General features: G+C 59.8%; 20 protein-coding genes. All 20 read right to left on the bottom strand.

Features of this window, described 5'->3' with window-relative positions:
• Nucleotides 1-35 precede the first annotated feature (35 nt).
• The 20 genes from CCOS191_RS20250 to CCOS191_RS20345 all read right to left on the bottom strand — a co-directional run bounded on the left by CCOS191_RS20250 (nt 36) and on the right by CCOS191_RS20345 (nt 21,907).
• Nucleotides 36-2,363 carry an efflux RND transporter permease subunit gene (locus CCOS191_RS20250; protein WP_046856728.1) on the bottom strand — a complete coding sequence of 776 codons (2,328 nt, stop codon included), beginning with the start codon at nt 2,361-2,363 and terminating at the stop codon, nt 36-38.
• Nucleotides 2,363-2,980 (bottom strand): adenylyl-sulfate kinase, encoded by a 618-nt coding sequence (cysC, locus tag CCOS191_RS20255; RefSeq protein WP_052752642.1) that lies wholly within the window; start codon nt 2,978-2,980, stop codon nt 2,363-2,365. Before cysC ends, CCOS191_RS20250 begins: the two co-directional genes overlap by 1 nt.
• Nucleotides 2,981-2,997: 17 nt before the next feature.
• Nucleotides 2,998-3,615 carry a sugar O-acetyltransferase gene (locus CCOS191_RS20260; protein ID WP_046856729.1) on the bottom strand — a complete coding sequence of 206 codons (618 nt, stop codon included), beginning with the start codon at nt 3,613-3,615 and terminating at the stop codon, nt 2,998-3,000.
• 28 nt (nt 3,616-3,643) lie between these two features.
• Complete coding sequence (locus CCOS191_RS20265; protein ID WP_046856730.1) at nt 3,644-4,396, bottom strand: class I SAM-dependent DNA methyltransferase; 753 nt, start codon at nt 4,394-4,396, stop codon at nt 3,644-3,646.
• Nucleotides 4,397-4,489: 93 nt separating this feature from the next.
• Nucleotides 4,490-4,843 carry a DUF1801 domain-containing protein gene (locus CCOS191_RS20270; protein WP_046856731.1) on the bottom strand — a complete coding sequence of 118 codons (354 nt, stop codon included), beginning with the start codon at nt 4,841-4,843 and terminating at the stop codon, nt 4,490-4,492.
• 43 nt (nt 4,844-4,886) lie between these two features.
• Nucleotides 4,887-5,279 (bottom strand): VOC family protein, encoded by a 393-nt coding sequence (locus CCOS191_RS20275; RefSeq protein ID WP_046856732.1) that lies wholly within the window; start codon nt 5,277-5,279, stop codon nt 4,887-4,889.
• On the bottom strand, nt 5,276-6,100 hold the full coding sequence (locus tag CCOS191_RS26870; RefSeq protein ID WP_052752644.1) for a 4'-phosphopantetheinyl transferase family protein: 825 nt from the start codon (nt 6,098-6,100) through the stop codon (nt 5,276-5,278). The genes CCOS191_RS20275 and CCOS191_RS26870 overlap by 4 nt, the downstream gene beginning before the upstream one ends.
• Nucleotides 6,097-10,137: a non-ribosomal peptide synthetase gene (locus CCOS191_RS20285; RefSeq protein ID WP_046856733.1), complete on the bottom strand. Its 4,041-nt coding sequence runs from the start codon at nt 10,135-10,137 to the stop codon at nt 6,097-6,099. Before CCOS191_RS20285 ends, CCOS191_RS26870 begins: the two co-directional genes overlap by 4 nt.
• The gene (locus CCOS191_RS20290; protein ID WP_046856734.1) at nt 10,134-10,442 is read right to left on the bottom strand and encodes an acyl carrier protein; all 309 of its coding nucleotides are present in this window, start codon (nt 10,440-10,442) and stop codon (nt 10,134-10,136) included. Before CCOS191_RS20290 ends, CCOS191_RS20285 begins: the two co-directional genes overlap by 4 nt.
• The gene (locus CCOS191_RS20295; protein WP_046856735.1) at nt 10,435-10,869 is read right to left on the bottom strand and encodes a type II 3-dehydroquinate dehydratase; all 435 of its coding nucleotides are present in this window, start codon (nt 10,867-10,869) and stop codon (nt 10,435-10,437) included. The genes CCOS191_RS20290 and CCOS191_RS20295 overlap by 8 nt, the downstream gene beginning before the upstream one ends.
• Nucleotides 10,847-11,518 carry an HAD-IA family hydrolase gene (locus tag CCOS191_RS20300; RefSeq protein WP_046856736.1) on the bottom strand — a complete coding sequence of 224 codons (672 nt, stop codon included), beginning with the start codon at nt 11,516-11,518 and terminating at the stop codon, nt 10,847-10,849. The genes CCOS191_RS20295 and CCOS191_RS20300 overlap by 23 nt, the downstream gene beginning before the upstream one ends.
• Nucleotides 11,511-12,155: a sulfotransferase gene (locus tag CCOS191_RS20305; protein ID WP_052752645.1), complete on the bottom strand. Its 645-nt coding sequence runs from the start codon at nt 12,153-12,155 to the stop codon at nt 11,511-11,513. The genes CCOS191_RS20300 and CCOS191_RS20305 overlap by 8 nt, the downstream gene beginning before the upstream one ends.
• A 40-nt stretch (nt 12,156-12,195) precedes the next feature.
• Nucleotides 12,196-12,561, bottom strand: coding sequence for a VOC family protein (locus CCOS191_RS20310; RefSeq protein ID WP_172670905.1), 366 nt, complete (start codon nt 12,559-12,561; stop codon nt 12,196-12,198).
• Nucleotides 12,551-13,609 (bottom strand): OsmC family protein, encoded by a 1,059-nt coding sequence (locus CCOS191_RS20315; RefSeq protein ID WP_046856738.1) that lies wholly within the window; start codon nt 13,607-13,609, stop codon nt 12,551-12,553. Before CCOS191_RS20315 ends, CCOS191_RS20310 begins: the two co-directional genes overlap by 11 nt.
• On the bottom strand, nt 13,606-14,871 hold the full coding sequence (locus CCOS191_RS20320) for a trans-sulfuration enzyme family protein (RefSeq protein WP_046857884.1): 1,266 nt from the start codon (nt 14,869-14,871) through the stop codon (nt 13,606-13,608). Before CCOS191_RS20320 ends, CCOS191_RS20315 begins: the two co-directional genes overlap by 4 nt.
• Nucleotides 14,872-15,001: 130 nt before the next feature.
• Nucleotides 15,002-15,256, bottom strand: coding sequence for an acyl carrier protein (locus CCOS191_RS20325; protein ID WP_046856739.1), 255 nt, complete (start codon nt 15,254-15,256; stop codon nt 15,002-15,004).
• 2 nt (nt 15,257-15,258) lie between these two features.
• Nucleotides 15,259-17,472 (bottom strand): AMP-binding protein, encoded by a 2,214-nt coding sequence (locus CCOS191_RS20330; RefSeq protein ID WP_046856740.1) that lies wholly within the window; start codon nt 17,470-17,472, stop codon nt 15,259-15,261.
• A complete protein-coding gene (locus CCOS191_RS20335; protein WP_046856741.1) occupies nt 17,462-18,589 on the bottom strand; it encodes a radical SAM protein in 1,128 nt (375 codons plus the stop codon). Before CCOS191_RS20335 ends, CCOS191_RS20330 begins: the two co-directional genes overlap by 11 nt.
• Nucleotides 18,590-18,592: 3 nt before the next feature.
• Nucleotides 18,593-20,407 (bottom strand): B12-binding domain-containing radical SAM protein, encoded by a 1,815-nt coding sequence (locus tag CCOS191_RS20340; RefSeq protein WP_082120471.1) that lies wholly within the window; start codon nt 20,405-20,407, stop codon nt 18,593-18,595.
• Entirely contained in the window at nt 20,408-21,907 is a 1,500-nt protein-coding gene (locus CCOS191_RS20345) for an alkaline phosphatase family protein (protein WP_046856743.1), read from the bottom strand. It abuts the gene before it with no gap.
• Between the last annotated feature and the right edge of the window lie 154 nt (nt 21,908-22,061).

Here is a 22,061-nt window from a genome sequence, read left to right on the forward strand (position 1 = left end):
CTTTCCTTGTGTAATGGTTGGACTGGAAGTACGGCTCACGCCTGACGTGTGGCGAGCCCGGTCGCCGCGCGCCCCCAGAGATAGCGATCGAATGTCAGCAACACCAACGGCAGGCACAACGCATCGAAGATCAAACCCAGGAAGATCGCGATCGCCGCCAACAAGCCAAAATCGGCGTTCATGGAGAACGGCGAGAGGGTCATGACCAGGAAGCCCGAGGCCAGGATCACCGCGTTGGCAAATACCGAAGGCAGCACATGCTGATAGGTCGAGAGCAGTGCCTCACGTGGCGGCTGACCATGCTCAAGGCGCTGGGCCTTGTAGTGACTCATCAGGTGGATGGTGGCCTCGACAATCAGCCCATACGCAACCACGCAGACGTTGATCGCGGCAGTATTGACCTCACCACGCAGCAGGCCCCAGATCCCGAACATGACGAAGAATGGAAATATATTGGGCAACAGGCTGATCAAACCGAGCGGAACGTTGCGCAGGAACAGCGCAACCATCAACGTGATGCTCACCAGTTCGAACAACAGACCACTGACCATGTATTCGATGCTGATGTGAGTGAGATTGGCGAAGACCACCGCCTCGCCCGTCCCCACTCCCGGTACCAGCGTGGTGCGATCGGCGTGCGTGTGCCACCAGTCGTCCGCACGTGCCTTGATGTCACGGATCTGCTGGGTGTCCAGACGCGTCAGGGTAATCACCAGGCGGGTGGCCGATTTGTCGATATTGATCTGGTTGCTCAAGTCCAGGCCGAACGGCAACGACATCTCGTAGACCAGCAGCATCTGCGCCGCGAGTGCCGGATCCTCAGGCAGCTGGTATGCCTCGGGGTGACCACCGGCCATGGTCTGGTTGAGTTTTTTGATCGCATCGCTGAGGGTGGTGACCGAGTCGACCTCCTTCTGGGCACGCAGCCACTGGGCGAAGCGGTCAAGCTCAGCCAGGAAACGGGGATCAGAAATGTCACCTCGGCTGGAGGTGGCCACGTACTCCAGACGGTAGATGCCCGAGAGGTTGTCCATGGCAAACTCGGTCGCGGTGCGCACCGGGATGCTGGTGTCGAAGTTCTCGACGATCCGATCATTGATCTGATTTTCCCGGGCCGAGCCCAGTGCCAGCAGGAACACTGCCACGAAGCCGAACAGCCAAAGCTTGGGCCGACGCAGCAGCGGCCCCAAGTACAAGTAGTAACGCCGACTGGCGGCCCCCTCGAGCGGTTTCAGGCGCAACAACGGGATTAACACCGCCGAGACCGAGACCGTGACAAGCAACGCCATCACCGCACCGATCGCCGCCAGTACGCCAAACTCCTTGTAGGGCGGTGAGGCGGCAAACACCAGAGAATAAAAGCCTACCGCGTTGGTGGCCGTCCCGATGGCGATCGGCTTCAGCGTGTCCCGAATGGCGGCACAGGCCAGGTCAACCCGCCTGTCGCCATACTGGCCGCTCATCTGCCGTGCCGCCGACAGCATGTGCATGATCTCCGCCACCGAGGTGGCCAGCACGATGGTCGGCAACAACCCCGTCAAGGCCGTGGCTTCAAAACCCAGCCAGCCACTGATACCCAGTGTGGCTGCCGTTGCCATGGTGATCGCCACCAGCACGATGAGCAGGGCCCCCACACTACGCAGCATCAGTGCGCTGGCCAGGAGGATTATCAGGTACATCAGCGGAGTGAGAACGGCCATGTCCTGCTGCGACGCTTCCGGGTAGGCCGCCTCGACGGCCGCCAATCCGGTCAGGTGCACCTGCAAGTGGGGATTGGCCTGCCTGAATGCTTCAACCATCGCGCGCGCCCGAGTGGTGGCATCAATGGCCGCATCCAGTGTCTGTGGCGGAAACTGTAGTGTCACCAAAACGCCGGCGGTCTGGCCATCGGCTGACACCAGGCGCTTGACCAGCTCGATATCATGCCGTCCCAGGTGCTCCATCAAGGCGATGTGCCGCTCGGTCAGATCGCCCGGCTCGCGGACCAGCTCATCGACATGAACCGTGTCGCCCTCGGCAAAGACATGCTGGAAATTGGTCACCGAATCGACACGATAGGCATGGGGGATCATCCAGGCCTGTTCGGTGAGCGCGTGCAACTGTTCCAGGTCCCGTCGATTGAACAGGCTGGCCTCGGGATGCTTGATAACAAACAGAAGCGTGTCGGATTTGCCGAACTGCCGATGCAGCGCATCCAGCTGTTCGACGGTTTTCTCGCCCTCGGGAAAGAAGGATCGATAATCCGCGGCAAAGCGTATGTGGGTCATCCCCCAGGACATCGCCAGCACCATCACGGTGACACCGAGGAACAGCGCAAAGCGATAACGCTTGAGCAGATGCTCGAATCTTGAAGCTGGCATCATCACGCCCCCTTTCCTTCGCCCGGATAGCCTGAGCCACCGTATTGCCTGATGATGTCCAGCACCTGTTGGACGCCTTCATCGACCGTACAACGCTCACTCGGCACCACGCATTCGCAGTCCCGTGGCGGTTCGTAGGCACTTTCTATCCCAGTGAAACCCGGCAGGTCACCGCGCCTCGCGCGCTGGTACAGGCCCTTGGGATCACGTGCCTCGCAGACCTCCAGTGGCGTGGCTACGTGCACTTCGATGAAACGCCCAGCGGTGAACAGCGACCGTGCGGCCTGACGGTCCTCGGCAAACGGCGAAATGGCGCTCACCAGAACAATGAATCCGCTGTCATGGAACAGCTTGGCCACTTCGCCCAACCGCCTTACGTTCTCCTTACGATCTTGTGCACGAAAACCCAGGTCACGGTTCAGGCCGACACGCAGATCGTCACCATCGAGGACGCGCGCAAGCACCCCCATGTCTATCAGGCGGCGCTCAAGCCCTCGAGCCAACGTGGTCTTGCCCGACCCGGACAACCCCGTGAACCAGACACACAAGGGCAGAAGACGGTCGTCCTGCACGCCACCGGGAAAAGCTGAAAGGTTGGTGCTCGTGTTCACATTGCCCATTGATATTTCCTCTACCTTCATACATAGGCCGAGCGGATAACCCGGCATGGATTACCCGCAGCGACCACTCCCGGCCCAATGGAACGGGTGACGACACTGCCAGCACCGATCACACTGCCCTCGCCCACCTCGACACCACCGAGCAAGATCACTCCGGCACCGATCCAGACATCGTTGCCGACCTTGATAGGGTCGGCGCGCAGTACGCACTTGCGCTGACCGTCAACCTCGACGGTGCGTTTTGCAGGATGAACGGGGTGAGTCGTAGTGATCATCTGCACGTTGGGTGAGACGTACACCCGGCTGCCGATCTCGATCCGATTGCCATCGAGCAGCGTGCAGTTGACGTTGATGTACACGTCCTCACCGATCTCGATATGCGCCCCGTAATCACACTGAAAGCCGGGTTCGATCCAACTGCCCTTGCCGATGGCTCCGAGCAGTTGAGACAGCAGGGCCTGTCGCTCGTCGAGCGTCATCAAGCCGGACTGGTTGAAACGCTGGAGCAACGCCTGGGCTCGCATGTGCAGACGCGTCAGCTCAAGGCTTGGCGAGTGGAACCACTCGCCGGCCAGCATGCGCTGACGCGTGGTGGTGTGCGCTTGGGGGCTTGCATCGGTTTTGTGCACATCCATGCAGGTGCTTCCTTCTCACTTGACTCGTTCAACGAGTGAATGGTTTTTCGAAAACCGAGACATGCTTGAACGCACCTGCGCTGAACGGGCTCCTGTCCCAGCCGGCCCAGCGATGTGCACACCGCAATCCAGCCAGACGCGCCATCAGGTCGAGCTCCGCGGGCCAGGCATAGCGCAGCTCAACTGGGATCACCTGCGTCCCCTGACCATCCAGGCGGATGAAACGACAACTGATGCGTTGCGTGACGGGTTCGAGGCGGGAGGCCTCGAGTAACACCTCATTGCGCTCCAGGCCGCCGACGTACACCGGCTGATCCTTGCCATAGCGGGTTGGGTCGGGGTTGAACGCTTCGATCACCAGACGTCCACCCGGCTTGAGCAGATTGCTCGCAGCCTGGAAGCAATTGACCTGATCGTCCTGCGACAGCAACAGGAACAACGAGCTGAATGTGCAGAACGCCATCTGGAACGGTCCGCCGCCAACGCCCTCGAGGGTAGAGAAGTCAGCCAGGGTCGTTGGTACATCGCGGCCACCAGGCTTGCGACGCAACTTGTCGAGCATCGATGGCGAGGCATCCACGCCATGCACATCGACACCGCGCTCACGCATCGGCAAGGCGAAGCGTCCGGTGCCGATTCCCAGTTCCAGGACCGGTCCCTGCCCCGTGCAAAGCTCGACCAGCGTATCGATCGCATGCCCCGCCGCCTCGCCATACAACTCGTCGTAGACAGGGGCCAGGGTTTCTCCATAAAAACTTGGATCATTCATTGATTTATTCATGTTTCGGGTTTTCCTGGGCAAAAGCCTCCCCGACGGGGGATTTTCATCCCCCGCTGGGTTCAACGTTCAGTGGTTGTCTAACTCGGCTCGACGCTAGGAAAGCGCCTGCTTCACGTACTCACCGAGGTGCTTGTCCTGCACATCGGCCACGCTGCGAAGCTTGATGTGGCGGCGGTACTTACCCCCACCTTCGAGTACTCCGTGTGGATCCTCGAAGGTGTAGCCCTGTCCAAACTCGACGGACACATGCTCTTGGTAGGCATAAACCCCGCAAAACGGTGTCGCCTGGGAAAAGATGATGCCGCCATACTTGACCATTTCCGAAACGGTCCCGGCGGTTTCCTCCACCACCGTGCGCACGCGCTGGACGATCACCAGCATCAGCTCATGGGTTGTGGCCAGATCCTCCAGCAGTGCCGCGACGGTATCATCGCTGTGACGCGTCATGATCGGTGTCCTTGCATGTCTGGTTCTTCCTTGTCCGCGGAGCTCACTGGCCCACGGGCGTGCACAGTTCGATCAGAGTGCCCATCGGGCAACGTACGTACGAGACCACCTGCCCCCAGGGCTTGCGAGACACTGCGGCATGCTCGCTGGCACCCGCAGCCAAGGCCTTTGCGTGGGCAACAGGAACATCATCGGTCACCAGCGCGATCTCGATGCCCAATGGTTTGTGCCGCGGCTCGCAGAACTGGTAGCCACCGTCGCAATTGGAGTTGGCCAGCTCACGGCTGGCAAAGGCCAGAGTAGTGGTGCCGGTGTCCAGCTCGCCGTAATCGCCCGACTCATCGAGAAAGCGCGTGGCCAGGCCGAATGCCTCGCCGAAAAACGCCAGGGTCGCCGCGACATCAGGCACATATACGATCGTGTATCCAAACTTCACAGTGTCACTCCTTGATTGATGAATCTCATATGGCTCGCATTCCCGTTGTCGAGGTGGTACTCGAGCCACCGTAGATTGTCACGAGATGAGCCGAAGCCCGCCAGGGCCGTATCGACAAATGTGCGCACGCTTATAGCTCGCGGTGACATCCCCGCGATGGCGATTGAATAGCCTTCCAATGAACCGCTCGCAGCCAAGCGCCAGCAGCTTGGTCCATCAAGCCCGGAAGCCGTCCCTTTGCGAACCACCCGCAACTGCCTCCATTGCCAGCCGATCCCTATGCCAGCAGCCTTGACCCAGGCTTCCTTGAGGGTCCACATCCGATAGAAGCAGGCCAACCGCCGGGGACGCGTAGTCCGACTCAACGTCCGCCGCTCGCCTTCGCTGAAAAAACGCTGACACAACGCGAAAACATCTCTGTACCGATGCGCCTCCACATCCACCCCAACCGGGCTCCTGGACACGGCAAGCACCAGCAGTCCCTGAGTATGGGACAGATTGAAATGCAACGAAGATTGCTTCGGCGCAAGCAGCTCGGGTTTGCCGTAACGCCCCTGTCCAAGAATGATTCGCGCCGGATCACATTCCAGATAGCGGGCCAGTACTTCCCTGAGCCAGCCATGACCGATCAGGAACTGTTCACGCCACCCTTGATCGGTGCTGCGCTGATAGCGTGTACGCTCCTGGTGGTCCAACCATTGCAGATAGCTTGCGCAGGCCACACGCTGCCTCCCTTCGGCAACGGACAGGCGCCACAGATCAACACTGCCGGGTGTCGCAAGGGCGTGAGGCATGGATGCCATCAGGCGTGGATCGTTCATGCCGTCAGTTCCTCTCTAGGCGGCGCGATGACGTCGAGCGCCTGACGCAGCGTCGCAATGGCAACCTGCATGGCCGTGCCGCCGAGCATGCCGTAATGGTCCGTGGCGACCACCGTGCAGCCAGCCCCTGGACTCAATTGGGACAAAGGCTGCAGGCCACTGGCGCGGTTCTGTTGGCGTGCCTGCAAATGCCAGGTGTAGCAGCCAACCTGAGTAGGCCGGTAGGCGAGCAGCGCCGCGTAGTGCCGACAGAACAACAGGAAACGCTCCTCCAGCACACGCCCCATCAGCCTATCGTCCTCTTCGGGCGCCAACAGCCATTGTCGAGTCTGCTGCAGATCCTGCTGGAACAGTTGCTGCAGCAGGTTCGGGGGGAATGTCGCCACGTCGCCACCGGGCGCTCCCGCATCAAGCGTAACAACCGCCAGACGCTGTGAAACCTGGGGCATTGCGGTCAACTGGCGGGCCATCTCCACTGCCACCACCCCACCGAAGGACCACCCCGCCAGGACCACTGGTCTCTGCCCCTCGAGCAGTGGGCGCAATTGCCGAAGATAGTCCTCGGCCTGAGACTCGATCGAGATGAAATGCTGCTCACCATCGGCGCACACACCAGCCACATCAAACACACCGCGTACGGCATCCACCAGCGGCAGATAACAGGACAGCGCTCCGCCTACCGGATGGACCAACACGAGTAGCGCCAGGTGGCTGTCGTGATTGAAGCGAACCAGGTTGCGCGAACGTCCATCCGCGCCCTGACGATAACTGAGCAAGTCCGAAACGCACGGGTAGGCGTAAAGATCGGCCAGACTCAGTTGCATGCCCAGTTGCGTGTTCAATATCTGCAGGATGCGCACCGCATGCAGTGATGTGGCGCCAAGCTCGAACCAGTTGCCATGGGCATCGCGCACAGCAGGCAATACCTGACGCACGCAGTGCAATACAAGCTCGTGCAAAGGGCAGAAGCCCTCTTCGGGTATTGCATTGCTCGTCGTTTGGGCAGCAAGGTCGGTCAGGCTCTTGCGATCTAGCTTGCCATTGGCCGTCAGCGGCAATTGCTCAAGCACCAGGAGTCTGGACGGCAGCATGTACTCATTGAGGTGATTGCCGGCAAAACGCAGCATGGCATCGGTATCCGCCGCAGGCCCCTGCTCGCAGATGACAAACAAGGTCAAGCCACCGCTTTGGTCCAGACAGGCCACAGCCTGGCGCACGCCCTGGACCCGGCAGAACACTGCCTCGATCTCCGCCAGCTCGATGCGAAAACCATTGCGTTTGACTTGCAGGTCTTCTCGTCCCAGCAACTCCATCTCTCCATCCATACGCAGGCGCCCAAGATCGCCGGTGCGATACAGGCGCTGCCCCAGTTCCGAATGGTGGACGAACACCTGCGCGGTGCGCTGCTGATCATGAACGTAGCCTGTAGCCAGGCCCTCCCCGGCGATGTACAGCATGCCCTTGACGCCAGGTGGACAGCATCGTCCAAACGAGTCGAGGATATGGAAACGCTGGTTTGCCAAGGGCCGACCATAGGGAATGCTGGTCCACTCCGGGTCAACTGCGTGGACCTCGAAGCTGTTCGACCAGATGGCCGCTTCGGTGGCGCCCCCCAGGGCAACGAAGCATGATTTCGGCGCACTCTGGCGCAACCGATCAGGTAGCCCAAGACCGATCCAGTCGCCACTGGCCATCCACAGCCGCACGCTCGGAACCGGCGCCCCCAGAGCCATGGCCTGAGCATAGTCGCTCAACATCTCCATGATCGCTGGTACCGAGTTCCAAACAGTCACCTGATGTTGGCGCGCCAATGTGATCCAACCTTGCGGATCGACCTGGCGTCCATCCTGCGCGAGCACGACAGCACAGCCGCAGAGCGCCGGCATGAACAGATCAAAGACCGACAGGTCGAAGCTGAACTCACTCACGCCAAACAACCGGTCATCGCAGCCAATCGCCCACCGCGCCTGACAATCCTGGAGGGTATTGATCGCGGAATGATGGGTGATGCTTACGCCCTTTGGCGTTCCGGTGGTGCCGGAGGTGAACATGATGTAGGCCACGCCACTGGCCACGGCAGGATACGTCGGCTCGACAAAATCCCCCAGGGCCTCGCCACTGGCCAGCCAGGTGCGATAGTTGAGGGTCCAGTTGACGGGCGAAGCCAGAATCGCCTCGATATCGTCATCGTCATCCCCCAGTATGGTGGTCGCAGCCGCCTGGCTGACCATCGCCTGCACCCGCTGGACTGGCGAACGCTTGCTGACTGGCACGTAGGTGGCACCGGCCATGAGCGTGGCGTAAATGGCTACAACATTGGCGACATCGTGACTGCCCCGTATCACCACGTGATCGCTGGGCCCCACGCCATTTTCGTTCAGATGGCAAGCCAGGAGGCTGGCCTGGCTCAGCAACTGTGCAAAAGTCAGGCTACCCTGCGCATCGATGACCGCGACTGCATCGGGACGCTCCTGGACCTGACGCCGCAATCCGTCCCAGAGCGTTACCCGGGTAAACGAACGCTCAGTCCGGTTGAACGCCATGAGTCCGTCCCGCACTGCCGCAGACAATGGCATCTCACGCTCGTCCCATGCCGCGCTGTCAACCGCCAGATCCTGTAAATGATCACAATAGGCCTGGAAAGCCTGGCCGATCACCCCATCCTCGAAGATGCCTGCCCGCTCGTCCCAGGACAGGCAGAGTGTCCCCTCCTGTTCGAACGCCTGGGCATCAATCCAGATCTGCGGGGTCATCATGGCGTGATCGACCTGCTCGAGCGCTGGCGGTGCCAGCTGCATGTCCAACAGCGAAGAGAATACATAGGGCATAGGTGGCTCAGCATTGCTGGCGCGGGAGTCGTGCAGCTGTATCCACTCACGCACTGCACTGACCCCGTCGTAGGCGCCGTGCTGTATCGCCGCATGAAGATCCCGCTGCAACAGCCGGGCACGCTCGCCAAACGACAGCTCCGCCACCGGGAGATCGATGAGCACCGTGTCGGCGTGGTTACCCAGGCAGCCCTCCACCGTCTCCCCCAATGTCGCACGATTGCTGTACATGACACTGCAGGTCACCGAAGCCATGCCGGACCACCGCGCCAGCGTCTGCAGGTAGGCGGTGAGCAGTACCGTGTTGACAGAAACCTGATGCATCCGGGCCTGGTTCCTTAGTGCCCGCACCTGATCTGCCTGCAAATCCATCCGATGCTCGATGAAGCGCCCTGGCCTGATCTGCTCCTGCGACGTCTTTCCCCGGCGCCGCGACCTGGGCAAATCAGGGCCGGGAGCGAGCAAAGGGATCTTGTCCTGCCAGTAGTGCCTAGCCTTGAAACGAGCCAGGCGCTGTGCCCGTAAACGAGCCGCAATCACTTCGGACCGATAGCCCAGTGGTACGCCAAGGGGGCGCTCAGGGTTTTCGAGCAGCAACACCAGGTCGTTGATGAAAATCTGTACGCTCGGAGCGTCGAATAAGGCTAGCCGATAGATCACATGCAGACTGCGCTGCCCCTGCCCCTCGACCAACACCAGACGCACCAATGCGCGACCGGCAGACAAGGTCGCCACCGGTGACGCCTCCCCCAACGCCGCGCAGCTGCATGGGGGATGCCCCCCTTGGGCCAGTACGCTTTCCACCACACAGGATGCTGGCGTCATGGGTTTGAAACGCGGTGTCTCGGCATCCAGCGTATAGTCCAGAATCGGGTGCATCCGCTGCAGCCGATGCACGGCTTCTTGCAGGTGTTCAACCAAAGGAAAGTTGCCCGCATACACCAGATGCAGATAGGCCGCGCTGCCCTCGGAAAACGCCGAGTGTTCGCCTAGCCAATATGCCTGGCGCAAACCTGTAAGCTCTGCAGCCAGCGGATCCGGTTGAGCGAGATGCTCGAGCAGCCGTACCTTCTCGCGCCCCGCAGACTCCCGTATGTGCTCAGGCAGCTCGGGTTGTTCGCTGTAGTACCTGAGCGCGCCCGCCTCTTCATAAAGGTGCACGCCACTGGCCTCGCACTGTTCGATCAGGTTGACAATCGACTGGCTCACAACTCGCCCTCCGTCATCGCTTTGACCTGCCGGCTATCGTTGAGCAGGGCGTCGGCGAAACTGTGCAGATCAGTGCTGGTGGAAATGCGCGTCAGTTCGATACCGGTCCCGCGGGCCAGCTGTGGGTAGCGTTGTTCAAGCAAGGCACACAATTGCAGGGCCTTGAGCGAATTGCCGCCCACCTCAAAGAAATTATCCTGTGCCGACAACACCCCACAGGGCAATGTCAGCAACTCGGTACACATGCGCAGCACATCGGCCAACAGCTGCAAATGCTCGGGCAGATCCCCTTGTCGTTCATCCATGACACTTCTCGATCAGCAGCGCAGTCGCCGCCGCATAGGCGTCAGTCCCCATGCCGGCGATGAAGCCGTGGCATAACGGGGCAGTAATCGAGCTATGACGAAACGCCTCACGACCGAACAGGTTGGAAATATGCACCTCCATCCATCGGCCGGGGTAATCCTCCAGAGCATCCCGCAGCGCCCAGCCGGACATCATCAGCGCCCCAGGATTGATCACCATGGCCTCAGTCTCATGATTGGCCTCGATGAAATCGATCAGCTCACCTTCGTGGTTGCTTTGCAGCGCACGCACCTCCCAGCCATGCGCCGCGGCTACCTGGGTGACCTGCTCCGTGATATCTGCAAGGGTGCGATGACCGTAAACCTGTGGCTTGCGCATTCCGAGACGGCCGAGGTTCGGGCCATTAAGCAGTAGCAACGTCGGCATGTCGCCATACCTCCAGCAGGTTCAATAGTTGCCCCGGTTGTCCCAGGCGATAGTTACAGGGATGGCGACGGACTTCATCAACCGGGCTGTCCCAGAGTGCGAGCGCCGTCTGCATGCCGGCACTGTGACCGCACTGCAGATCAGCTACGGCATCACCGACGAAGAGTGTCGTCGCTGGGTTCAGGCCCAGCGCATCAACGATCTTCAACGCCATGTCGGACGCGGGCTTGGGACGGGCAACATCATCACTGCCAACAATGACACCGAAGTATTCAAGCAGTCCCAGACAACCCAGGATCGCCTCGGTACGAGCATGGTCCTTACCCGTGGCAATGGCCATGGGCACTTGGCGCTCATGCAACGTACCAAGCAGTTCTCTGATCCCGTCGAATACCTGGATACGGTGCATACGCGCATTGCTCTCGCGCATGAACACCGGGTGCATCTCCAGTGGCAGTCCCATCTGCCTCATGATCTCCGGGAAGCTGCGTCCCAGGTACCGGCAGTATTCGCTGAACGGAGGGGGTACGGCATCAGCCCCCATGACCTCGGCATGAGCGGCATGGTAGGCCTCGGCAATGACCTGCTTACTGTCGATGAGTGTGCCATCGAGGTCGAAGATCACCGCCTGCACAGGGACGTCAACCATGTGCACGCTCCGACGCCGAAGCCTGGTGGTTCAGCCGAGCGTCCACCGTGGCCAGCATAGGGGCGATCACCAGCGGCACCGGTGCCAGGAAGCGCGCGACAGCCCCAAAGGTAGCCTGGGGATCACGCAACACCTGGTCGTAGTCCACTTCCAGCAGGCGCATGTTCGGTCGCGCCCGAACCCAGCGCAACACATTCGGCACGTGCTCGGCATAGATTCTGGCCAGCGCCTGTCCCTGATCCTCGCTCCAGTCCTGTCCACTGTGGTGCCTGGACATGTCGCCCTGAGAGCGAATCACTGCCTCCAACTGCCGATGCATGAACACTACTCGGTAACCATGTGTGGCCGGCAGATGCTGGAGGAAACGCGACACCAGCTTGACAGCCTTGCCCTTTGCCTGATCCATCCAGTCCTGATAACCATCCCGGTTCTTGACCGCTTCCCACTCGAAGTAACCGTGGGGATTGCGTTCATCCTGAGTACGGACGTTGTCGGTGAGCACCGGCAAGCCTCCGCACCTCAAGGCGCGCATCATCATCGACGTGCCAGAGCGCGGCAGCCCGGAAACAACGGTTACATAACTACCGTCACCGCCGACACAGTCCGGTACATCCATACAGCCAAATTGCTTGAGCATGTCCACTCCTTGCCAGCTCATCATTTGGATCACGCAATGATCAATTGCGCGCCACCAGCCCCAGGCGATTGCCAAACGGGTCCTCGATGATCGCCTTGTAGCTCCCCCAGCCCGTGAGCACCGGCGGCTCAACCACCTCGACCAGTGTGGCCAGGCGCTCGAAGACTTCGCCCAGATCGCCGACTTGCAGGTCGATCATGGTCTTCGTCGAGGGCCTGGCCATCTGGGCATCCTCGATCAACCCAAAGCCCGCTCCGCGATGCTCATCGACATCCAGGCTGAGCCACACCGTCGCCGGATACCGGCGGCTCACGCACAACCCCAGTACTTGTACGTAGAAGGCCTCGGCGACCTCCAGGTCAGCTACAGCCAGTGTGCAGAAACACAATGTTGTGTCATTGCGCACAGGCCACCTCCCGCATTCCAGCCTGCAGGTCATGGCCGATATGGAACTCGAACTGCACCGGCCGGCGGATCAACGCGCACACCTGGGAGTGGGCAATACTCTGGGTCAACGCTCGCTCCAGCTCGTCGATACGTGGCGCGGCCCAAGCTCCCAGGCACACCTGAAGCTCGATGTCCTGCAAATGCACCGGCGTCGGGGCGACGTCACACATACCGCGTATGTCCACCAACGCCCGGGCGTCGAGCGTGGCCGTTTCGTCCAACGGGAAGCGTGAGGCCAATTGCTGCAGTACATCAGCGGCAATCGCCATCAGCAGGTACTCCTGAGGGTTAGGGCCACAGTCGATGCCTGCCAGTTGCTTGGGCTGATCGATCAGGAAACTGCGCGTATCACCAGCGTCCTGACGCTGGAAATCGGCGCGCAATTGGGTGCCATACAACCACTGACAGTCGAGCTCGAGCTGCTGAGCCGGGCACGCCAAGGCTCCGATCTCAACCTGGGTGGGGAAATGTAAATCCAGCAGCGACTCACCTCCTGCCAACACGGTTGCCGAAAGCGGCAGAGGCTGAACGAAACTCTGATGGTTCGGGCTGTGCGACTTCACGGCCTCGATCACCTCCACTACCTCGCTGATGTTCTTGTCGATCAACGAGCGGATCTGGTACCTGACCTGCGGTGCCACACTGCCTCCGTCGGACAGTGATGCCCGAGTCGTCATCGACAGATGAGCGACCGTGGTGCGCCGAGCCGAGAAACCGGAGACCGCGGAAACCAGGAAACAGCCCGACAAGGCGATCAGCGCCAGTTCTTGGGGAGTGGCCGCCGCCAGCATGCCGTGTGCCGCCAGCGGGTCACCTGGTCGCACTGGCACTTCAAAACAACGGGGTGCTTTGAGCGTGCCAATGACTGCGGGATGCACACCTGCCAACATGTCGCCAGCAGGGGAGCAGCGGGCATAGGCGCCATATCGGAACAAAGCCTGCTGCGGCTCTCGCTGGACTTCATGGACGATCTCGCTGAAGCCCGAAATATTCATTCCGTTTCTCATACTTCAGGCTCCTGCCAATAGACTTTTTGCAGTGCTTGTTCGAGATCGGCACATAGGTCTCGCGCATCCTCGATGCCGACCGACAGGCGCACCAAGCCCGGCCTGATTCCTATACGTGCCTGCTGCTCTCGGGTCAGCCCGCTGTGTGAAGTGTTGAATGGCAGGCTGATCAACGACTCGATGCCGCCCAGGCTGGTAGCACTGGTAATCAACCGCAAGTGTTCGAGCAGGGCCAGGGCCGCTGCATCCCCGCCTTCGACCTCGAATCCGAGCATGCCGCTGACCGCATCGTCGGCATAATCGAACAGGTGCCGATGGGCGTAGTCCGGTGCGTAGATCGAGTGCACTGCCTTGACCCGGGGATGCGACGCCAGAAAGTGAGTGACTTGCCTGGCACCTTGAGCATGTGCTTGCATGCGCAGGGCCAGGGTTTTCATGCCACGCTCGAACAGAAAGCACACGAACGGGTCGAGATTGCCACCAAACCGCAGCATCTGCGCCCAGATGCGATCAATCAGCTTGCGACTCCCCGCCACCGCGCCACAGGTGGTATCGCTGTGACCATTGAGATATTTGGTGGCCGAATGTATTACCACATCGGCCCCCCACTCCAAGGGCCGGCAACTGATCGGCGTGAGGAAGGTGTTATCGACGACCAGAAGAATATTATGTGCCTTGCACAACGCAGAGATAGCCCGCAAATCGATGGCTTTCATCAACGGGTTGGACATCAGCTCGAAGAACATCAATTGGGTCTGTGGCCCAATCGCCTGGCGAATCTGCTCCAGATCGAGTGGGTCGACGTAGCTGACCGAGCGGCCAGACTGGCTGATGTCGGCATGAAGCAAGTTGTAACTGCCGCCATAGAGATCATGAGAGGAAATAATATGGCCATTGCGATTGGTCAGCGCATACAGCGTGCATGCGATTGCCGCCATACCCGACGACAGGACAAGCGCACTCTCTGCCCGCTCCAGCGTCGCCACTTTTAGCTGCACCGACCATTGCCCCGGATTGCCATAGCGGCTGTAGGTTGGGATATCACGTACATATCCCTCCAGGAACGACTCGTAGGTCGTTTGGCTGAAGCGGAAGGTCGATGAGGGGAAGATCGGTGTACCGACAGCGCCGGTTACCGGATCCTCGTAAGTGCCAGCATGCACGCACAAGGTGCTCTGGCCTTCCTCCAGTGTCATGCGCCGATTGTTTTCCATAGCCGGGCCCGACAGCCGCTGACGGCTCAATTGGTTGAGCCAGGACAACTGATCGTCGGTACCAGGACGGTTGGCGAACGTCTCCTGCCTCTGTCTCGGGTCTCTCACGCTGAAGCCTCCGCAAGCAGGCACCTTGCATTGAGCCAGGCAGACCCGGCGTCAATCGGAAGGGACACCATCAGGCAGTCCTCACCGGCTGCTTGCCGGCGACAAACGTCTCCAGGCGCTCGAGCGAGTCGACCAGATCGATGGAAAGCTCTTCATCCTCGATGTTGAAGCCGAACTCGGTTTCCACCTGGATCAGCAACTGCAATGCATCGATCGAGTTCAATCCCAGACTGCTGATGAGATTGCCCCCCGTCAGCTCTTCACGGTTCAGCTCCCGACCCACAGTCGTCGAGAACACCTTGATCAAACGGTCGGTATTGCTCATTTTCACAGCTCCTTGGTGAATGAAATCGTGCATTGGAAAATCGTTGAAACACGCCGAGACAACTCGTGCCCGCTGAAGCCCAGGCTGCTCATTAAAGCCATCAGATCACTCAGACGCAGGTAGGCATGCCCTCCATGGGTCAGCCAGTCCAGCCCGACCCCTGCCGAATCCCCGTCCTGTAGAAAGATATCGTCGACGATGACCCTGCCTCCGGGAGCCAAGCACTCCATAAGCCCGGCTAAGCCCTGTGCTACCGAGGCCTGATGCAGGGTGTTGTCAAGGACGATGACATCGAAGTGCGTGCCACCACCGCTCGGCAGGGCAAGGTCGAAAGCCACGGGGATATCGATATCCAGCTGATTGAGGCCGCCCACCAGCACGACCCGACTGGCGGTGCAATCGAGCCCTTCCCGTTCCAGCAGTACCTGGGTATAGGTCGCCCCAGTGGCGCTCACATCCAGCACCCGCAAGGTGTCAGTCGTGGTTCGCGATACACTGCGCCAGGCCAGTTGTGCCAACAGCCGTTTCTGCGGGCCAGCCACGACCCGCTGGTACACGTCAGGCAATTCATCCAGCTGTTCAGCATCCCGTTCGAACGGCCGTTGCCAGGTCCCCTGGGAGAGCACCTCGACCAGACGATCCGGATGGTTGCAACCACGAACATTCAATGCCTCGAGGTCCAGCATCGGGGCCAGATCCTCCAGTTGCTGCGTTTCGTTTACCATTTCACGTGTCTGCGAGACCAACCCGCAGGCTGCGGCGATCTCGAAGGCGGCCGCCAATGTCGAAGCATGAAGCCCCGTCCGCTGAGCAATCTGGTCAACGCTCAGCCCCTGGGCGCTCAACCGCAGCGCACCGCTCTGCCACAGGCCGAGCAGCAGCAGCGAACGCTTGTATGCCTGCGCCGCCGAGACCAGCACCTCACTCGAGGCCGGTCGGTAGTAACGACTCAGCAGCGGTTTTCCGGTGCTGGCGCGTGGTATCGAAACCACTCGTTCGAAGCGATCAGGCACCTTGCCCGCGCCGAGGCGCTCCTGGCAGTAGGCACGAAGCTGCACCTCGTCCCAGGGACGGTGCAGATCCCAGACTACAAACGCGAAGATATGGTCGTTGCCCATCTGCCGCGACACGACCGCACGCACAGTACAGTCGATGACAGAGGTGTGCCCTGCAATCACCGAGGCGATCTCGAATGGCGAAATCCAGCGCTCACCACGGCGGATGGCGCTGCTTTGCCGCCCCATCACGGTATAGCCATCAGCTCCCCGCTGGACGATGTCACCCGTATCGTGAAGCTGGCCATTCTCTAGCAGGACACGCAACACGAAGGGCTCGCCCGCTGGAGGCTCGTCAAAAATCCGGATACCGGGCAGCGCAAAACCGATCGAAAAACCGGGCAACGGAGCCACCCCGCCAAACAGCGCACCGCTCTCGGTGCTGCCGTAGTTGCGCGAAAGCCCTACACCGTAGGCCTGCTCGAATTGCCTATCCAGCGCCTGATCCACAGGTCCCGCCCCAGACATTGCCACCTTGAGCCGGTGGCATTGCCCTCCAACGCCTGCTCGCTGCGCCAACAACCCAGCAAGCATCGGCGTGAGCACGCAGTGTGTGGCCCGTTCGCGCAGCGCATGCTGTGCCGCCCCCAGCTCCATGGGTTTACAGATTTCGACCTCGGTGCCAGCCAGAATCGCCCCCCATAGCCACCCCAGCGCGTATGCATGGTAGATCGGGGCGACGAACAGCACCCGGTCGTCCGGTGAAAGCCGCAACAGGTTGCAATAACGCAGACCTTCGTCGCGCCAACTGGACAGCTCTCTTACCACCAGTGAAGGCTCACCCGTGGTCCCCGAGGTCATCAGGCACAACCCCAACGGTTGATCGACATCCGGCTCTACCGGCATATCGTGCATTTCGCTGACTCGCAGCTCGCCGTCACGAAGCTCAAGTGCCTTGCGAACGCTCCCGCGCAATGCGTAACGCAACAGCTCGTCTGACCGAGTATCACCCGCCACCAGCAGCGGCGAAATGCCGTGAGCCAGCACCAGCAGCATCAAGGCCGCGTGCTCGATACTACTGTCCAAAACCAGCAGAACACGACGCTGCCCCTGCTGTGCCAACTCATCCAATTGCCGCTCCCAGCCACTTCGGCGACTAGCGGCAACGGCATCCAGCACGGGGCCCTCGAGGACATCATCGAACCAGGACTCAAACGCCACGACGGTAATCCTCCTTGGCACGTTCGAGCAGCTCTCTGATGACCTGCGGGGCGTAGGACGGCGCACGACACAATTCATCAAGACTGATGACGTCCTCGAAGTACAAGCTCAGCGTGTCCCAGGGTGTAAAGCAGCCCTTGCATGCATCCAGACGAGGCCGTTCGGCGAGCAGCAACTGGTAGAACGGCGAGCGATTGACCGGTGCCAGCGCCTTTTGCCAGTCACCGCTGACCAGGTTACCCATGTTGTGAAACCAGATATTCGGGCACGGCGTGGCGACCCCGTCGCTGAATGTCGAAAGCACCAGGCGTGGCAAGTGGCAACGCCAGCTGCGGTACCCATCCCGGTAGAACGCGCTCAAACGTTGCAAGTACGCCTTGGGCGGAAGAATCTCGGGATACTGATCGCACAGTTCGAGCAATTGATCGATATGCTGATACTGCTCAGGCCGGACCTTGAAGGCTTCGCTGTCCGGCCCTCGAACCGGGAACGGGAACAATTGCGGTGGGTTGTCCGCGAATCGCGCGCACCACTCGACGAACTCACTCAGGTACGGGGCGCTACGGTCGTTGAGCACACCATAGATTTCCAGCGGCAGCCCAGCCTGCAACACCATCTCGATGCGATCCATGATCATTCGATGAATGCGTGGTGACTGCACACGGTAACTATTGCCTTCTGCATTGCTGCTATCGAGTGAGATCTGAACCACCACGTTACCCAGCTCGACCAGACGTCGGACCTTGTCTTCGGTCAATGGCAGGCCGTTAGTCTGGACCACCAGCACCTCATGCAAGGGGGACATGCGTTCGATGAACGTCATGATGTCCTTGATGATGAAGATCTCGCCTCCGGTCAGTTTGAGCAACGGTGGCCGGAAGCTCTGGTTGACCCGTTCGACGACAGCATGCAGCCTCTGTCCCAGATCGCTTTCTGCACCATAGACATCATGTACCGGGGGCTGGAAGATCAGCTTGCCCTCATGAGACGACTTCATGTTGCTCTGCCCGGTCAGACAATAGGCACACCCCAGGTTGCAGGAGTCCTCATTGATGACCAGGTCGTTGCCAAGCAACTGACGATGGCCAAGGAAATTGACAGGCTCTGCATGGCTCATGGTTCAGGCACCTTTACTGAACTGGATATCACGCAGGCTCAACCCGGCGCGGTGCAGTTGCATACTGATGCCCAATTGCACCTGGCGCAGCTCGCTGAGCTTTTGCCGATAGAACTGCTCGACCTCTGGGCGTTTGGCATGCGCATAGCTGTCGTCGAGTGCCTCACGCTCGGCCAGATCGGTCATCTCGGACACCAGTGCATAATTGAAAGCACTCATTGCCTCACGCAACTCAGTCGCACGGGCTTCACCGGACTCCAGAATTTCAAGACCACGGGGTGATTCGAGAACCGAACGGCGCAGGCGCGACATGAACGTGTGCATGACAATGTCGTATGTCTCGAATTCGAAAACCGCCGGTTCTTTCTCGATGATCCCCTCTTCGGCATATTTTTCGCCGTACAGCAGCGCGCTCACGTTCGACAGTTTGAGCACGCGAGGGTCTTCGAAGTCGTAACTCAAGGCATTGAGCGAGACATCGAAGTCTTCGTGCAATTTGCCTTCGCTGCGCAGGGTCTCGACCGCTTCCGCGCCTGGGTAGAGCTCCAGGCGTACCGTATAACGGCGCAGGTTGTGGCCCATGTATCGACGCAAAAAGTCGTTGTTGTCGCGAATCTCCTGGAAAGAGGACCAGGGGTGATAGGCAATGAAGCCGAAGGCAACATAGATCCCAGCCCCACGCACCAGTTCGATGGCACGCTTGTTGTCCTCGACGGTGGATTTCTTCTTCCACCGGTCCAGGCCGATCTGTGAGCCGGACTCGATACCGATCAGTACTTTTTCCAGGCCCGAGCGGTACAGCAGGTCCAGTAACGGTTTGTCTTCTTCGTGCCAGTTCTTGGCCTGCATGCAGCAGTTGTAATATATCTTCATACCCCGATCGAGAATGCCTTGGGCAATATCGGCGATACGTTGCTTGGCGAACGGCGCTCCCCCCGGATCCTCGAACGTCGAATCGACGAAGTCGAAGGTGTTGAAGTTGTACCGGTGATACAACCGTTCGATTTCATCGACGATGTTGTCCGGTGTCCGAGCGCGCCAGAGCTTGCCGGGATTGACCTTGTTGCCCGCATGAGGCGCATTGCAGAACGTACAGCGGGCAGTGCAGCCACGAGTGGTCGCCAGACGCAGGTAAGGCAGTTTTCCACTGTTGATCTCGAACTGGTCACGGGCCGGCTCCGGCAGCATGTCGAGCTCCGGAACGGGTTTGCCGATCGGGTTGTCGATGACCACACCATTGCTCTCACGCCAACTCAGACTGGGTACTACGGTGTAGTCCTGGTGATCCCAGAAGGCCTCGACATAGCGCACAAGGGGAACATCACCCTCACCGCGCACCAGCGCGTCAAGAAATGCCCAGTTGGGGTTGTCCAGCAGCTTGGAGCCTAGAAAGGTCGCCAATGGCCCACCGGCCAGGAATGCGACCTTCTCAGGCAGCGCCGCACGCAGAGCCGAGCCAAAGGCCGTTGCATGGCTGACCGTCACTGTGGTGAGTGAAAAACCGATCAGATCGGGCGAGAAGGCCACGACTTCGTCGATAGCCTGCTCATCGCCACCGGCCACGGGCTTGACCTCCACAACCCGGCACTCGGCTCCCAGATTGCGCAAGATGGCAACCAGGTAGCTGACCCCCAGATGCTCCGAGCTCATCACCAGATCGCCGTCGAGCAGCACGGGAAAACAAACTCGCATCGGCCTTGGATGGCGGAAGTCGACACTCGAGTGCAATGGATTAGTCGCTGGCGGCTCGACCACTTCGCCCAGGTTGGTCAGGGGAATTAACCCTGCTGCGGCATCCGTAAACTGTGCGCTTTGCATTTAGAAGTACCCGATTTGCTGCAGTTGTCCATCCATGAAATGCTGCTCCTGCTCGCTCATTCGTCTACCGCCGGCAGCCCGTCGTCCAGGTTCACGGCGGAGTTCCCAGGCCGGATCGATCAACCAATGACCCTCCAGGTCCTCAGGAACCGTCAGCCCAAGGTGAGCAAGAATCGTGGGGAAAACATCCTCTATACGGGCCTGAAGAGCGACATTGGCCGGGAAGCTCGCCCCCCGCACGAAGAGCACGCCGTCCGGTCGGTGCACGCCCCCCTGCGCCGGGGCGCTCCAAACCGTCCCGCCGAGCGAAGGTGTTGGCATCACTGTGAAGTTCTTCGGTATGAGCAGGTAATCCGGTGCCTGTTGCAGACAATCACCGGCATACACTTCATCGCGTCTGACCAGGGTGAACCAGGGCTGGCCTTGTTCATCCACCAGCCCCGCCAGCGCAGCTCGCAGGTCTGCCTCGGCCGCAGGCAATTGCGCCTCGCTCAAGAACCCTTGCGCCTCACGCCCCAGAAGGTTGGCATTGATCCCAAAGCAGCCTGGGGTGGGCATATAGAAGCTAGTCCGCGCCCAGTCGACGGTGCGGCGGTACAGCCCCGGCGCATCGAACCAGGAGCGCACGCTCGGATCATCCGCCCCTGCAGTGCTCGCAGGGCTCACCGGTTCATGACGACAGGCAAGCAGGCCATGCTCCAGCAGAAACTCATGCACGCTAAAATCCGCCTCGCATAAGCCAAAGCCATGATCAGAGGCCACAACCACCAACGTTTCGTCATCAACAAGGCGCATGACTTGCCCCAGCGCCCGATCGATTTCGGTGTAACACGCTTCGACCTCCGCCCCAGGTTTTTGCTGATCACCCCAGTAGTAGTGGCTGACGCGATCAACTTCCGTGAACACGACAAATAGTGCGTCCACTGGACGGGTGCTTTGCAGAAAACTACAAGTTTCCGCACGCCCTCTGATAAAATTGGTTGCCTGCGCGCAGTAATCATCCTGCCCACGATACATAGTCACGATATCGGAGTGATAGTGCATACCTGCCTGCATAAGCTCATGCATCAACTCACTCGGAGCGGTATAACGCAAGGTCTTTGCCAAGGGCCAACTGATCATGTAACCACCGGCGGGCTCTACCGGTGGGTGTGTCATGGGTATGTTGTAGACACCGACTTTCAACCCCTGGCGCTCAAGGGCCGACCAACAAGGCTCGCGGTGATAGTCCGCAGCGTTCATGGCACTGAAACGATAGTTCGGCGACTGAGTGGCCCAGAATTGATAGATACCATGTTCCCCAGGCGAAACACCGGTAAACATGGATGCCCAGCCAGGTGCCGTGTGGGGGGGGAAAGTTGCCTGCAGGACACCATGTCCGCCTTGAGCTGCCAACGCACTGAAGTTAGGTAGCACGCCACGCGCCATGAGATCTTTCATGACCGTGTATGAAGCGCCGTCCACCCCAAAGAACAAAAGCTTCAATTTTTGACTGTCCATAGTCCACCCTGACGTCTTGAAACAAGACTATAAAAACCTTGGACTCTGAATTTTCAATCAGAGCCAAAACAACCAATACTTTTTTGCCACCCACTCAGTAAGCCACTGACACCTGACGGCACGCACCTCCAAAAAATAACATCGGGAAGCCTTG

This window comes from Pseudomonas sp. CCOS 191 (assembly GCF_001007005.1).
GTDB lineage: Bacteria > Pseudomonadota > Gammaproteobacteria > Pseudomonadales > Pseudomonadaceae > Aquipseudomonas > Aquipseudomonas soli.

Excerpts from the sequence above, each read along its gene's own strand:
- cysC (WP_052752642.1), bottom strand. The coding sequence starts at position 2,980 with ATGGGCAATGTGAACACGAGCACCAACCTTTCAGCTTTTCCCGGTGGC.
- CCOS191_RS20250 (WP_046856728.1), bottom strand. The coding sequence starts at position 2,363 with ATGATGCCAGCTTCAAGATTCGAGCATCTGCTCAAGCGTTATCGCTTT.
- CCOS191_RS20345 (WP_046856743.1), bottom strand. The coding sequence starts at position 21,907 with ATGGACAGTCAAAAATTGAAGCTTTTGTTCTTTGGGGTGGACGGCGCT.
- CCOS191_RS20315 (WP_046856738.1), bottom strand. The coding sequence starts at position 13,609 with ATGAGAAACGGAATGAATATTTCGGGCTTCAGCGAGATCGTCCATGAA.
- CCOS191_RS20295 (WP_046856735.1), bottom strand. The coding sequence starts at position 10,869 with ATGCCGACGTTGCTACTGCTTAATGGCCCGAACCTCGGCCGTCTCGGA.
- CCOS191_RS20270 (WP_046856731.1), bottom strand. The coding sequence starts at position 4,843 with ATGACGCGTCACAGCGATGATACCGTCGCGGCACTGCTGGAGGATCTG.
- CCOS191_RS20305 (WP_052752645.1), bottom strand. The coding sequence starts at position 12,155 with ATGCTCAAGCAATTTGGCTGTATGGATGTACCGGACTGTGTCGGCGGT.
- CCOS191_RS26870 (WP_052752644.1), bottom strand. The coding sequence starts at position 6,100 with ATGAACGATCCACGCCTGATGGCATCCATGCCTCACGCCCTTGCGACA.
- CCOS191_RS20340 (WP_082120471.1), bottom strand. The coding sequence starts at position 20,407 with ATGCAAAGCGCACAGTTTACGGATGCCGCAGCAGGGTTAATTCCCCTG.
- CCOS191_RS20265 (WP_046856730.1), bottom strand. The coding sequence starts at position 4,396 with ATGAATAAATCAATGAATGATCCAAGTTTTTATGGAGAAACCCTGGCC.
- CCOS191_RS20335 (WP_046856741.1), bottom strand. The coding sequence starts at position 18,589 with ATGAGCCATGCAGAGCCTGTCAATTTCCTTGGCCATCGTCAGTTGCTT.
- CCOS191_RS20325 (WP_046856739.1), bottom strand. The coding sequence starts at position 15,256 with ATGAGCAATACCGACCGTTTGATCAAGGTGTTCTCGACGACTGTGGGT.
- CCOS191_RS20290 (WP_046856734.1), bottom strand. The coding sequence starts at position 10,442 with ATGGATGAACGACAAGGGGATCTGCCCGAGCATTTGCAGCTGTTGGCC.
- CCOS191_RS20300 (WP_046856736.1), bottom strand. The coding sequence starts at position 11,518 with ATGGTTGACGTCCCTGTGCAGGCGGTGATCTTCGACCTCGATGGCACA.
- CCOS191_RS20260 (WP_046856729.1), bottom strand. The coding sequence starts at position 3,615 with ATGGATGTGCACAAAACCGATGCAAGCCCCCAAGCGCACACCACCACG.